At 45.6% G+C, this 12,913-nt stretch carries 12 protein-coding genes and 1 riboswitch; of the genes, 5 read left to right on the top strand and 7 right to left on the bottom strand.

Annotated elements, in window-relative coordinates:
* Nucleotides 1–415: 415 nt before the first annotated feature.
* From PHQ97_10345 to PHQ97_10335, 3 genes are all read right to left on the bottom strand, one after another.
* Complete coding sequence (locus PHQ97_10345) at nucleotides 416–745, bottom strand: c-type cytochrome (GenBank protein MDD4393132.1); 330 nt, start codon at nucleotides 743–745, stop codon at nucleotides 416–418.
* Between the two features lie 2,096 nt (nucleotides 746–2,841).
* Nucleotides 2,842–2,976, bottom strand: coding sequence for a type II toxin-antitoxin system RelE/ParE family toxin (locus PHQ97_10340; protein MDD4393131.1), 135 nt, complete (start codon nucleotides 2,974–2,976; stop codon nucleotides 2,842–2,844).
* Nucleotides 2,977–3,068: 92 nt separating this feature from the next.
* On the bottom strand, nucleotides 3,069–3,275 hold the full coding sequence (locus tag PHQ97_10335; protein ID MDD4393130.1) for a type II toxin-antitoxin system Phd/YefM family antitoxin: 207 nt from the start codon (nucleotides 3,273–3,275) through the stop codon (nucleotides 3,069–3,071).
* Nucleotides 3,276–3,363: 88 nt separating this feature from the next.
* On the opposite strand from PHQ97_10335, the gene PHQ97_10330 reads away from it, so the two are divergent.
* The 4 genes from PHQ97_10330 (at nucleotide 3,364) to PHQ97_10315 (ending at nucleotide 6,263) form a co-directional block, all read left to right on the top strand.
* Nucleotides 3,364–3,597: a CopG family transcriptional regulator gene (locus tag PHQ97_10330; GenBank protein ID MDD4393129.1), complete on the top strand. Its 234-nt coding sequence runs from the start codon at nucleotides 3,364–3,366 to the stop codon at nucleotides 3,595–3,597.
* Nucleotides 3,584–3,841 (top strand): type II toxin-antitoxin system RelE/ParE family toxin, encoded by a 258-nt coding sequence (locus PHQ97_10325; protein MDD4393128.1) that lies wholly within the window; start codon nucleotides 3,584–3,586, stop codon nucleotides 3,839–3,841. The genes PHQ97_10330 and PHQ97_10325 overlap by 14 nt, the downstream gene beginning before the upstream one ends.
* 401 nt (nucleotides 3,842–4,242) lie before the next feature.
* Nucleotides 4,243–4,782: an N-acetyltransferase gene (locus tag PHQ97_10320; GenBank protein ID MDD4393127.1), complete on the top strand. Its 540-nt coding sequence runs from the start codon at nucleotides 4,243–4,245 to the stop codon at nucleotides 4,780–4,782.
* Between the two features lie 554 nt (nucleotides 4,783–5,336).
* Nucleotides 5,337–6,263: an ARMT1-like domain-containing protein gene (locus PHQ97_10315; protein ID MDD4393126.1), complete on the top strand. Its 927-nt coding sequence runs from the start codon at nucleotides 5,337–5,339 to the stop codon at nucleotides 6,261–6,263.
* A 92-nt stretch (nucleotides 6,264–6,355) separates the two neighbouring features.
* Here PHQ97_10315 and PHQ97_10310 read toward each other — a convergent pair whose 3' ends face one another.
* The 3 genes from PHQ97_10310 to PHQ97_10300 all read right to left on the bottom strand — a co-directional run bounded on the left by PHQ97_10310 (nucleotide 6,356) and on the right by PHQ97_10300 (nucleotide 7,817).
* On the bottom strand, nucleotides 6,356–6,550 hold the full coding sequence (locus tag PHQ97_10310) for a hypothetical protein (protein MDD4393125.1): 195 nt from the start codon (nucleotides 6,548–6,550) through the stop codon (nucleotides 6,356–6,358).
* 463 nt (nucleotides 6,551–7,013) lie between these two features.
* Nucleotides 7,014–7,541 (bottom strand): C-GCAxxG-C-C family protein, encoded by a 528-nt coding sequence (locus PHQ97_10305; GenBank protein ID MDD4393124.1) that lies wholly within the window; start codon nucleotides 7,539–7,541, stop codon nucleotides 7,014–7,016.
* A 42-nt stretch (nucleotides 7,542–7,583) separates the two neighbouring features.
* On the bottom strand, nucleotides 7,584–7,817 hold the full coding sequence (locus tag PHQ97_10300) for a hypothetical protein (GenBank protein ID MDD4393123.1): 234 nt from the start codon (nucleotides 7,815–7,817) through the stop codon (nucleotides 7,584–7,586).
* Nucleotides 7,818–8,769: 952 nt separating this feature from the next.
* Here PHQ97_10300 and PHQ97_10295 point away from each other — a divergent pair.
* Entirely contained in the window at nucleotides 8,770–10,131 is a 1,362-nt protein-coding gene (locus PHQ97_10295; GenBank protein MDD4393122.1) for a sigma 54-interacting transcriptional regulator, read from the top strand.
* Nucleotides 10,132–10,773: 642 nt separating this feature from the next.
* Here PHQ97_10295 and PHQ97_10290 read toward each other — a convergent pair.
* Nucleotides 10,774–12,669 carry an aldehyde ferredoxin oxidoreductase family protein gene (locus PHQ97_10290; protein ID MDD4393121.1) on the bottom strand — a complete coding sequence of 632 codons (1,896 nt, stop codon included), beginning with the start codon at nucleotides 12,667–12,669 and terminating at the stop codon, nucleotides 10,774–10,776.
* A 31-nt stretch (nucleotides 12,670–12,700) separates the two neighbouring features.
* Nucleotides 12,701–12,822, bottom strand: a riboswitch (molybdenum cofactor riboswitch).
* Nucleotides 12,823–12,913 lie beyond the last annotated feature (91 nt).

Genomic DNA, 12,913 nt, shown 5'->3' with positions numbered 1-12,913 from the left:
TCTACTTGTCGAAAACAGGGAATTAAGTCAAGCCGTGCACTGGAATTGTTGTTTAACGGCGAGTTGCCAGATTTTGTCATGTAAATGGAAGTATACTAATTTTCAAGCACGCTGAATAGTTACAAAAACTTTTTCGTTATTATCACCCTCCGAAGAGGGGTAAGGTTCGCCTCGCCAATGTTCAGCAGGCTTCGCAATGTGGTTGACCGCTCCTACCTCACAGAGCTTTTACAGAGCCACGATAGAGCTTTGGACTGGCGATTACATCCAAAGGTATCTACATCCTGCCGAACGTAGTCAATTAAGACTTGGGATAGTCAACTTGGGCTTTTACAAGCCCCTTCTGAATCTCTGATTCAGGAGGGGTAGTTGACTATGTTATGGGCATGAAATAAGGAGTTCTGAAATTCAGGCATTATTTATGGCCCAGCATAAATTCGACAAGTGCCTTGAGGTCTGCCTCCGGAAGCGCCTTCATCTTCCCGATATATTTTTCCATAACCGAGGCCCGCTCCTTATCCATAACCGGCTCCGCCTCACCCTTCACATAACCGAGCAATTCGTCAGCCTGCCCCTCGTAGGCCCCGGCTATCGCAGCCAGAGACGGCGCGACTTTCGATTCAACCGGCTTGTGGCACATACTGCATTTCTGTGCCTTGAAAACATCCTGCCCCACCTGAGCCCCGGCACTGACCGCCACCAGAAGCATCATCCCCACCATCAAACCCACGACACACACTTTCATATGAGACCTCCTTTTCATTATTTACGAACTCGTAAAAAAACCTCCGCGCGCCCTTTTCCGTCATTACCTCGAAGGCGGGAATCCAGTCTTTTAAAGGCCTTATCGCCCCCCGCTCTCGAAGGTGTGCCGAAAATTCGTTTTTTTACGAGACCGTCCATGTTGGTGCCTGAACAAAAAACCGAAACCCCCATCCGGATTCACAACGGATGGATAATTTAAAAGCCAAGAATTCCCTGTTAAAACTATTCTGAATATTGTCTGCGACGCCAGTTCAGCGTCGCCCGGAGAATTTTTCTGATCATTTGGTGAATGGTGATTGCCGGAACCGGATTTACCGGGTTTTCCGGACGTAATTTGGGCTTGATCGTAACTACGGTCACAATGTCGCGGAGTCCGTCCCGCTCATTCCCGGCTTCTCCAACGCGATCCGGGGGATGCCAGTGCCATGAAGCTAAAGCGCAAAAACTCGGCGCACCTCAAACAGTTTGCGCTTCTTAACGCTTCATGGCCCCGGCATCTTATCCCCGGATCGCGCAATGTCGTACGCCGGGAACGGGCGGGACTCCGAGGCTACGCGTAGAAAAATATGGCCGCAGTTATGATCGGGACCCAAAATTTAGTGGGGTAAGGCGTTGGAACTAAAATTCGTGTTTTTCCCGGCTGAAAAATAAGGATAGTTTCCATAGATCTTCCACAACGCATTGGGGAAGCCGGATCGTTGGATTCGGGCGTGCTCAGGGTCCTATTTGTTCGAAACAAGATTAAACAATTATCTTACATATCCCGAAGACGGTCAATCCGATTTTCTATTTTTTTCGTGAGAATTCGACGGCCAGATGAAACGCGGAGATTGCGAATGAAATCCGTTTTGAATGGGCTGAAACCTATTTATGCTGCAACTTAGAGAGACTACTCTTTATATATCATTCAGTAAAATTTATTCACAAGTTGACTTTTACTGAGGTTGAGTTATTACATAGGATGATTCATAAAGGAAGTTTTGCATTTATGGTAGGGTAGAAAAAGCAGGGGGACAAGGGGACGGGCATGAATAAATGCATTTCTATGAGATTGAAAGAATAATATAGGATAATTATGCCACGCGAAGCCCGCATAGATGCCCCTGGGGCACTACATCATTTTATTTGCCGTGAAATAAAACGGCGAAAAATATTTGACAACGATGCCGATCGGGATAATTTTATGGAACGTCTTGGGACTATTTTTCTCATGGGATCGGGCCAAGCTAACCGAATAAAAATATAGAGATAAGGTTAAATTACACCCCTAAAAACGGGGCTATTTTGAGCTTTTTGGAGTCAAAAATAACGATATAGCCATGGCGAGAGCAAAAAGGCATTACATGCCGGGACAAATATGGCATATTACCCACCGATGTCATAAGACATAGTTTTTGCTCACAAAAATAGCAAGGCCAGGTCTTCATTCTTGACAGAATTGGAAAAATACATGACAGCGGCTTTGCCGAACCCCAAAATGCACCGGACGCAAAACAGCCTGCGCCCGTGATTTTCGTGTTAGCCAAAAATAATAACCACAATATTTGAATATACGGTGTATTTAGAATGGGTTTCGAAGAAAATAAATCGCTTTGGAAAATGTTGGGGACATCCTTGAATATCTAAATAACTTTAGCTGATCTTTTCAGCTGAGAAAAAATACTCACTATAATTACAGCGAGTTACTCTTTTAATACTTCTGCTATGGCACTACTTTTGTTTATTGTTTTCTTAACGCGTTCAGAGAGGACGTTCATGCACAAAGCGCTATCCGTTGTTGAATAACGGACTTGATCATAACTGCGGCCACAATGTCACGGGGTCCGTCCCGCCCGTTGCCGGCTTCTCCAGCACGATCCGGGGGGTGCCGGGCCCATGAAGCTAAAGCGCAAAAACTCGGCAAGCCTCAAACAGTTTGCGCTTCTTAACGCTTCATGGCCCCGACATCTTTTCCCCGGATCGCGCCATGTCGTACGCCGGCAACGGGCGGGACTTCTAGTCTACGCACAGCAAAATATGGCCGCAGTTATGGTCAAGCCCTGAATAACAAACAAATGAGAATAGGTATATTATTCTTCAGGTGATGTTTCTGTAGATATCTTTCCGGTGTCCGATTTTAAGAATCAGAATCAATAGAACATCATCTTGAATCTCATATAAAATCCGATAATCTCCAACTCGAATTTTGTGGAAAGGATTATTTCCCTTCATTTTGGTTGCATCCGGATTCGCGAGGTTTTAAGAGAGGTCGTCGATTTTTTTGAGCGCTTTTGCCGCAGAGACCCTGACCACTATCCTATATGTCAAAGCTCAAGTTCCTTTTTCAATTTTTCCCGGGGAATCGGTTCACCCGGTTCATTCTTAGCTTTCCACGCATCTTCTATGTCAATTCTGTTTTCTAAATCTTGCAGCAATTCAAGCTCTTTAATAGAAACAATGGCTGCAATAGGCTCACCTCGACGAGTTAGAACAAAGGATTCATTGCCGAAAATTACGTTGTGCGTTCTCAAAACCAGTAGGCTTAACGTTCGCTTCCAGCATTGACATCATAGCACCACAACGTTATGATAATTATCACTATATATCAGGAGGTTCTTTATGACAACTTTATCAAAACGTTCGACCATTTATTTAGACCCGGCCTTACACCAGGCGCTCAGACTCAAAGCCCTTGAAACATCCCGATCAATGTCAGAAATCATTAATGACGCTGTTAGAAAAGCCCTTGCTGAAGATGCAGAGGACCTTGCTGTTTTTGAAGAAAGAGCCAGCGAGCCCCTAATCAGCTATGAACAGATGATCAAAAAGTTGAAAAAAGATGGACGAATATAAAATATTATTTAAAAAGTCTGTCTGGAAAGATTTTCAATCAATCGCGGATAAGGACCTGAAAAGGATTCTAAAACAAATTCAATCATTGAGTATAAACCCACGCCTTCCAGGATGTGAAAAGCTTTCTGGACAAGAATGTTATCGTCTACGACAGGGACGGTATCGTATTATTTATTCGATCCAAGACGATGCGCTCACCATTTGGGTAATAAAAATTGGACATCGTGGTGATGTTTATCGCTAAAGCGAACAAATAGTTGCACACTCAACAGGGAACCCACGTGACTTTTTTTCATAGCTATTTTTGAGATAAACGTGCCTGTAGGATCAGCCTCGTTGGGTCCCGGCGGGTGAACTTGTCGCCTTAAAATTATCAGGGCGAGTCTGGTGTCACATCTTGCATAGTGAATAAAAGAAAAAAAGATCAGGCAAATTATGCTCTCACTACCGCAAAAAGCATTAATCATGAATTAGAATGTTTTTAATATGGCAATAATATCATCAATATATATCGTGTGCATATGCATAAAAATCTATCTTGGTACTTACCACGAAGCGGTAGGCGCATCCTTGAGACGTTCATCGCCGGAATAACCACGGGCCCACCTTGTTGATAACTAACCATTAACGATTGAATATAAAACAATGAAAATACGCAAACTCACCGCTGAAAATTATGACAAGGTTTCCGCCTTGTTGCGGCAGGCATTCCCTGATAGCACATATGAAGTGCAATTAGTTGAAAAATTCCATCAGAATGATAAAGCAGTGCATGAATGGGTGTGTATTCATACCAATACGATAATCGCCTATATCGCTTTTTCGAATGCCTATAACGGCGATAATGTCTGTGGCTTGCATCTGGCGCCATTGGCTGTGGCACCCGAGTTCCAAAAGCAGGGAATAGGCTCAGAGCTGCTTCGCTTTGCCTTGAGGCAGGCTGTCATTAAGGAGCAGACCATTTTCGTTTTAGGTGATCCCAACTTTTATCAGAAGTTTGGATTTGATCCTTGTGTCATACCTATTTGTCCCTTTGATAAAAAAAATACCCATTTCTTAAGTATCCGCAATAAACCATATAGCCAGTTCACTGTGGGGTATGAATCGGAGTTTAACGTGGCGCATCGCTCATCTCAGCGAAAAAAATCAATTTCCCGCCATCAACAAAAAAAACGGCAAAAATAGCCGACCAGAATAGTGACCGGATATTCGGTCAGGTTCAACGACCGTCACAGGCACCCTATGTAATTGATGGGCACGCTTCGCTTTGCCCCTCCTTCGAAAAAGGGAGCTCACAATGCTCCGGAATGGCCAATAACGATAGTTCCGAAGTGTATTCGCGGAGTCCCGCCCGTTCGCGGCGTATGACATTGCGCGATCCGTCATCCCCCGGATCGTGCTGGAGAAGCCGGCAATGGGCGGGAGGAAGTCCGCGACAACGTGGCCGAAGTTATGATCAAACCCCTTTTTTCTGTGTGTTCCGACCGCGACTGTTCAGTGGTTCCATTTTTAAACCACGTTCACCAAAAGCTGCATGCATTCAGGTACGTTGCGGTTTTTATGGGCACTACCTGTTTTGCAGCATATGAAAACAGAAAAAGGCCAGATTTGTCCGACCCGGTAAAGTATGCTATGAAAGGCATGGGTGATGATAAAATCTCCAAATTTATTCAACTGATTGCCGGATGGCCGGTTCAAGAGGTTAACAGATGTTATGCTGTCATTGGAAATGGTAAAAAATGAGCACTACTATAGAAAACAAATATTTTACGGGTATTGTTCCGGATTGTTATGCCTGCGTCATCAACCAGGCACGCTCGGCGGCACGATTTGCTGAACTTACTGAAGAGCAGACCCATCGCATTGTTGCGGTAGCCAGGATAGAACTGGAAAAGGCTAAAGGAACGCATCTCTTAGTCCAGCATATTGTTCGTCGCGTGGCAGACGCAATTATTCAAGAACGAAGTGAATCTCCCGGATTTGACATTTATGCAGAGGTGAAAAAAAAATCCAACTCCTTATCTTTGTCCTATGCAGAAAAATTTCAAAAGAAAATAGATAATAGTAAATCACCACTTGAAACTGGGATTCAGATAGCGGCAGCGGGAAATATTATAGATTTTGGAGCAAAAAATCATGCTTCTATCGATCTGAACAAAGAGCTTCAGTCTCTTGATAAAACGCCCTTTACTCACTATGATATTGAACCGTTTAAAAAAGCACTGGGCAGGGCTTCAACACTTCTCTACCTCTGTGATAATTGTGGAGAAATAGTTTTTGACACGCTGTTCATAAAAGAGTTGCAGCGGGAGTACCCACGCCTTCAGATCGTAGCGGCACTTCGCGATAAGCCTATCATCAATGATGCCACGCTGGAAGATGCCAAGGCGGTAGGACTTGATCGTCTGGTTACGACCATTTCCAGTGGCAGTGTTTATCCGGGAACCATTCTTCCCGAAACGACAGAAGTGTTTCAAAAATTGTTTACTTCTGCAGATGTGATGCTTTCCAAAGGCCAGGGAAATTTCGAAACGTTGTCACCGATAGCGGATAAAAGGGTCTTTTTTTTATTACGCATTAAATGTGAATATATGGCAGCTTTATCTAAAACAAAAAAAGACAGTTTAGTACTTATACAAGGAGGCAACGATACCCGATCAATATGATAACAGGAGCTTGAGCATAACTACAAAACAAGTAAGTGCCTCAGCAAAAATAAGCAAGGCAATGGAATTTGTTTTTACTGAGGCCCTTATATCTACAGAAGCTTCCCTGCTCCCGCATAGACCGCTTCCACTTTCAATGCTGCTGCATGCCCCGGAAGCTTTTCCGGATTCCATGCTTTCATATCCTCAAAGGCAGCGCCTTCTTTGTGGGATTCAATGAGGCCTTCCCAATCTTCCCATGCCTTACTCACTTTTTCCGGTAATATGGTGGCCGCAGTTATGATCAAGCCCCATTTATCCTTTGCAGGATACTAATGCGGTCCGTGCCCGCAACCCAATTTCCATGGAATTGCCGTTACAAAAAACTCTTTATTTTTCTACCGCCCGTTCGCTTCGCTCTCTCGAGACACAGAGCTCGCAGAGACCAAAACCACCGTTTCGAGGCTCTGCGTTCTTCGCGTCTCGAGCGAAGCGGGCGGTAACTATAACGGGAAAATTTTTGTTTTTTTGACAGAGTTTGAGGGATAAGACACTAAAGTTACCGGATTTGAATCTCGTGCCGATACAGCATTGTCCTTCTCAGGATCCAGGCTTTCGTTGACATCCAAACTGTCACAGCACGTTACGAGCGCCTGAAAGCCAACATGAGCCAAAATCAATTAAAAAACGGTCTGTCGAAAACCTGAAGCATTCGGACAGACCGTTTAAGTTAATCAACGGAAACGACGTATCAAATCTCCGTTTCTATTTTTATAAATCATGGGGTTCGTGGCACTCGCCGCAATACATTTTTCCGTGCTGATAATTGGCCGATTTTTTAACGCCGTGACATGACAGGCATTTCTGTGTTTCGGCCGGTAGCGCATACACAGGTTTGAAGGTGCCGTCTGCATGGGCATTCAGCAACTCAATCGTCTTTGCCGCTACTTCAGCGGCTATTTTTGCACAACGATCCAAGCGCTCGGGAGTGGTCAGCATCTTGCCCGATTCAGTGCACCATTTGGCAACGGACACGTGGCACAGGGGTGAATTGCTGACGGTCTGGACCTGCCCGGGAAACTTGGCAAATTTGTCCAGGCCCTTTGACGGAAACGGCATATCGCAATACCAGCCGATCAGCTCATTAAAAATCTTGCTGCACTCTTTGGGCTGAGTAAAAAGATTGATCATGGCGCCTGCGGCAATCAGGGTACCGCATGCAGTCCCCCAGCCGGCGCATCCACCCCCGGCAAAATTATATATTATGGGCGGATACTGCGTATACGGAAAGCCCTTCATTTCGATCAACTGGCCGATGATCCCATCGGCTGCAGCTGACCCTCAGCCGTATTTGAAGTATGTATTGTACGCAATCGGCAGGGCTTTTTCCGGATCCAGCTTCACATAAGGAAGCGGCCATGACGCCTCATTTTTTGCGGCATTCGCCGAAGGAATGATGCCGGCTGCCGTACGGACCAGCCCCCCGGCGACCGCCGTGCCAATAGCAGCAGCCCCCAAGGTCAATGCTTTTCGCCTGGTAATCAATTGATCGTGTGGTGAATTCATGTTGTCCATAAGTAACGTTCCTCCTTAAAGCGTAATCCATTTTAAAAATCCTGTGCTATCATCGATTCAGCCCAAAAGCCTGCTTTACAATGTTCTGTTTCCTTTGGGTGGATACAGCTGTCAAAAACCGATTCTCTCTACCTATCTACCAACAGCCATATATCGATTTCGAACTTTTTTATGTTTTATAAATGCAAACTTTATGCCCATTTTAAATTTTTTTTGAACAAAAGCCATAATTCTAATCAATTCAACTACAATTATTGATATTCATAAAAGCATTCTTCAAGCCAAAACGACAGCATCCGCTGTATCTCACCGTTTTTATATTCCTTTTTTTAATCGTCAGTCCGGTCTGAAATAATTACGCAGAACTGCACCGAAAAAAACCAGCAACGATAGTATTGCCTAAACTTGACTGAAATAGACCCGTAAATTCCTTTGATCTTGGGTGAAACACGGATCGGTTCATGAGAAGCGTTTGATTTTGAAACGTTTTTCCTTAAACAGGCTTCCCCCATTGAAAAATTTCCGCCTGTTTTATGATTCCGCATCATCCCAGAGGCGGATATCACAACGCCAAAGCGATAAAAGCACAACCATTCAGGTGGTTTCATCCAAATTGTTTCAATTTGAAACAATTTCATCACACACGCGCTACATTCACCTTCACCCGGTAAGCATATGAATATATATTTGTCTTTTTCAGAATTAGTCAATATTTTCAAATGGTTATTTGCGAACTAAAATCAAATAAAAATCACCTGGCACCGATTTATCCAAAGACAAATTCAAGCGGCTGAAACGAGATAACGCACTAAATTCTTGAAATTTTATCTAAAAAACTGTAATTATACACAACCTGACGTTCTGAAGTTTCTCGTTTTTTTCCGAGGCCTTTCGTTGCCTCTCAACCAATGCCATCATTAAATGCTGACATCACGATTAAGGGAACACCGTTTTGAGCCATAACCGTCAAGAACCTTCTCTGCCTGCCTTTGAACTAAAGCTACCCTGCCGGGAGATCCTTGAAAACATCCGAGCAGGCGTATTTATCGTAAACACTCAGGATCACTGCATCACTTACATGAATCAAGCTTCGCAAACCATCACCGGACTTTCTTTCGAAAAAATTTATGGCAGGCACTGTTTTGATCTGTTTACATCAACCGACTGTTCTGCAAACTGCCCGCTTGATTACACCTTCAAAACCGGGGAGCCCGTCTATGACTTTGAAACAAAAATCATCTGCGAATCCGGGAAAAAAAGGCCTGTCAGCATATCGACCTCGGCGCTCCGGGATGACTGCGGCAACATCATAGCGCTCGTTGCCATTTTCAGAAATCTGACAAAACTGAAAGTCTCCCGGAAAATGGTCACCAAAAATTATTGTCTGGATGATATTGTCAGCAAAAATCCGATCATGCAAAACCTGTTTGAAATCCTGCCCAGGGTTGCCTCCAGTGAAACAACCATATTGATAGAGGGTGCCAGCGGCACGGGTAAAGGATTAATGGCCAAGGCCATTCATAATTTGAGCCCACAAAAAAATAAAAACCTTATAAAACTCAACTGCGGGGCCATACCGGAAACGCTTCTGGAATCCGAACTTTTCGGTTATGCCAAAGGGGCGTTTACGGATGCAAAAACCGACAAACCCGGCCTCTTCAGCATCGCAAACGGCGGAACTCTTTTCCTGGATGAAGTGGGCGACATGTCTCACGCCTTCCAGGTAAAACTGTTAAAGGTTATCGAAGAAAAAGAATTTTACCCGGTGGGTGCCACGCGACCGTCTCAAACCAATGCCCGCATCATTGCCGCCAGCAACAGAAACATGGAAGCCCTTGTGATGGAAGGGAAATTTCGAAAAGACCTGTATTATCGACTCAACATCATCAAACTCGTGTTGCCGGATCTCAAGGATCGCAAGGAGGACATTCCACTTCTGGTGGAAACATTTATTCAAAAAATAAGCGAGAAAAGCAACAGCCCCGTCAAACGGGTATCCAATGATGTCATGACCCACCTGATGAAGTATAACTATCCCGGCAATATCCGGGAACTGGAAAACATCCTGGAACATGCCTGCGTACTCTGCCCGGGAGATGAAATTCAACTATCCCAACTGCCGATGGATTTTCTTCACCACAGCCGGATACCCAACAATTTTTCCCCCAATAAAGGAGCTCTGCAGCATTCGGAAGCCCGCCTTACGCAAGAAATCCTCCACAAGCATAACGGCAACCGAGCTTGCGCGGCAAGAGAACTGGGCATCAGCCGATCCACCCTCTGGCGAAAGATAAAACAATTCAGACTGGCCTGATGTGAACAACAGAAACCGGAAAATTGATGCGATCGGATCAGGCATTATGAAAAACCCGATCTCTTTTTATTCTCCAATGAATACGCGAAACGGGTTTGACCGGTAAGCAACTGCGAACCGTCGTAAACAGCTATTTTTTTTTTTGAATCCGTACGTATTTTATCGGCCCTGACGGATGGCACTGGCAGAGCAGTAACCCTCATTTAAAGTGAATTGTTGTCCATCAATTAGCGTGAATCCACTCATCAAAACAAGAAATTGGCGCCATATCGGTGAGGTAGCGTTAACCAATAGAAACAACTCAGAAAAGACAACCGAAGATGGTGAAAAGACGGCACAAGTGGATAAGGTCATACCGATAAAGACCATTTTGTCAAAGAAGGAACAAAAAATTCTCAGGGCCGAGAATGGGTCTTCAAAAACTCGTCGGAGGGCCTGGAATTTTTTTGCGGGCATAACCGATAATTTTGTTATTGTTTAGACGACAACTTGCTTGACATCTACCATTGATATGAGCATGTGCAAATAGCCCCTCCTTTGTGACGCTGAGCGCTTCACATCTGGAGGGGCTTCCATTTACTCCCGTAAATGTCAAAAATTTAATGAGTCGCCCGGCAAAGCCGGGGGTTTACCTAAGGCAAATTACCGCTGGGCAGCTGTAGTGCGAGGGCCTTTATGGTATTCATAGGCATCCAGACCCAGTCGTTTGAGGGTCTCCGGCGTGGGAACACCCCATTCATCCCATCCGCGGGCGCGGTAATAGTCACGAAGCTGATAGCCCAGGTCAGGAACAAAATCACCGGCACCACCCTGACGAGGACTGGTCAGTATCCTTACCGGCAGAGTATCATCTTTACGGCTGACCCCTTCGCGAGTGTTGAACAGACGCTTCAGGTTAAAAATCCGCTCACCGCATTTCACCCACTGGGCATTGGTGAAATGCCATCCGGTGATATGGTTGAGGCACTGAGTCATGGGACCGACTGTCATGCCGCCGAAGACCGAGAACTTACAGATCTTCAACGAGTCCATCATGCTCATAAAATTCTGTTGGTCAGCAACGAACTTACCTTTGCCTTCATTGGTGTAGGGCGGCATGGGCGCATCATAGCCAAGATCGGCGATATTGCTACAGCCTTCGCCTTCAAAATCCTGGTTGTAGGCCTGCATATGGCAGGCTCCACGATTGGAGGTCGCGTAGGCAACCGCCAGACCGCCACGACCTCGGGGGTCATGGGCAGGGAAGTCCATCCCTTTGGTATGGATCGCAAACTCTTCACTAACCGGACCAACACGTTTGACGGCCGCCAGAATACCCTGGGAACAATCATCACCGATGTCCTGACGCAGAGCGATTTTCTTTATCATTTCAACCATGGCCTCGCCGTTGCCCCAGGTCATCTCGAGACCACCGGTATCTTCACTGGTAATCATGCCGTGCTCCCAGGCCTCCATAAGAAAACTGACAGCCGAACCGGCCGAAATGGTATCTATGCCGTAATCGTTGCAGTATTCGTTGGCTTTAGCGATGGCTTCGACATCGTCGATCAGGCAATTGGAGCCGAGCATACCAAGCGTTTCATACTCAGGGCCGCTACCGCTTTCCATTTTGAATTTGCCGTTGGGAATCTCTACGGTACGGCCGCAACCGATAAGACAGTCAGCGCAGTAATAGCGTTTCTTCAGGATAGTTTCGGCAAGGTGCTGGCCGGAAACCATTTTAGCCTTGTCCCAAGTACCCCAAAGCCAGTTCTTGATCGGAAGGTCACCGCATTGATTGAAAGCTTCCACTCCGCAGGATGTGCCGTAAACGCCAAGCAGGCCATCGTGAACTTCTTTCATCTTAACGCGACTATCGGAAAGAAAATCGTCAAAGACGTTCTGATTAACGATCGAAACCTTTTTGCTGCCTTTGACCGCGATCGCTTTCAGATTCTTGGAGCCCATAACAGCGCCTCCGCCACCACGGCCGGCTGCTCGGCCATCACGGCCACCGGTCATGATGCAGGCCAGTTTCACCAATTTTTCTCCGGCCTGGCCGATGGAGATAACCTGAGAGACTGTCCCCATTTCTTTCTTGATCAGCTTATCGGTTTCAAATGTGCCTTTGTTCCATAGGTGATCAGCTTTTTTAATCTGAATATCTTCATCTTCAATGGTAATATAGACCGGCTCTTTGGCCTTACCCTTAACCATTACGCCATCAAGACCGCAGCTTTTCAGGGCAGGTCCCCACTTGCCACCGCAGTCGGATTCCAGGTAAATCCCGGTCAAAGGACTCTTGGTAATGAGTTCCCAACGACCAGACTCAGGCAATTTAGTACCGACAAAGGGGCCGGTCATGCAGATCAGAATATTTTCCGGCCCCAGTGGATCGATGCCGGCTTCAAGATTTTCATAAAGCAGTTTAGCGCCCAAGCCACTGCCACCGATGAAGTTTTGAAGATCATCTTCACTCGGACTCATGTAATCCACTTTTCCCGTGGTCAAATCAATTACAGCGATTTTCTGCCAATATCCACCTATCACATTTGACATGGCCCTTCTCCTTCCCTCAAATAAATGCTGCGTAAAGTCAAAAAAATCTCCTTTCCGAAAGGGAGGTTCCGCCGTTTCCAACAAAACCCTGCCGGCCTGCCTTCCTTGAGGACCACCCTTATTAGGCTGGCAGGCTCGGAGACAGCTTTAGGCAAAAATACTATACGAATAGTGTGTGTTAGACTGTTGCCAATTGGGTTATGTAAAAAAACCAATAAATTTTTCTGCAATTCTCGGAAAGTCA

This window comes from Desulfobacterales bacterium, from assembly GCA_028704555.1.
Classification (GTDB): domain Bacteria; phylum Desulfobacterota; class Desulfobacteria; order Desulfobacterales; family JAQWFD01; genus JAQWFD01.
The sequence above is the reverse complement of the archived record's forward strand: the minus strand, read 5'-3'. Positions and strand labels throughout refer to the sequence as shown.

Excerpts from the sequence above, each read along its gene's own strand:
- PHQ97_10345 (MDD4393132.1), bottom strand. The coding sequence starts at position 745 with ATGAAAGTGTGTGTCGTGGGTTTGATGGTGGGGATGATGCTTCTGGTG.
- PHQ97_10340 (MDD4393131.1), bottom strand. The coding sequence starts at position 2,976 with ATGAAGGGAAATAATCCTTTCCACAAAATTCGAGTTGGAGATTATCGG.
- PHQ97_10330 (MDD4393129.1), top strand. The coding sequence starts at position 3,364 with ATGACAACTTTATCAAAACGTTCGACCATTTATTTAGACCCGGCCTTA.
- PHQ97_10325 (MDD4393128.1), top strand. The coding sequence starts at position 3,584 with ATGGACGAATATAAAATATTATTTAAAAAGTCTGTCTGGAAAGATTTT.
- PHQ97_10320 (MDD4393127.1), top strand. The coding sequence starts at position 4,243 with ATGAAAATACGCAAACTCACCGCTGAAAATTATGACAAGGTTTCCGCC.
- PHQ97_10315 (MDD4393126.1), top strand. The coding sequence starts at position 5,337 with ATGAGCACTACTATAGAAAACAAATATTTTACGGGTATTGTTCCGGAT.
- PHQ97_10305 (MDD4393124.1), bottom strand. The coding sequence starts at position 7,541 with ATGAAGGGCTTTCCGTATACGCAGTATCCGCCCATAATATATAATTTT.
- PHQ97_10300 (MDD4393123.1), bottom strand. The coding sequence starts at position 7,817 with ATGGACAACATGAATTCACCACACGATCAATTGATTACCAGGCGAAAA.
- PHQ97_10290 (MDD4393121.1), bottom strand. The coding sequence starts at position 12,669 with ATGTCAAATGTGATAGGTGGATATTGGCAGAAAATCGCTGTAATTGAT.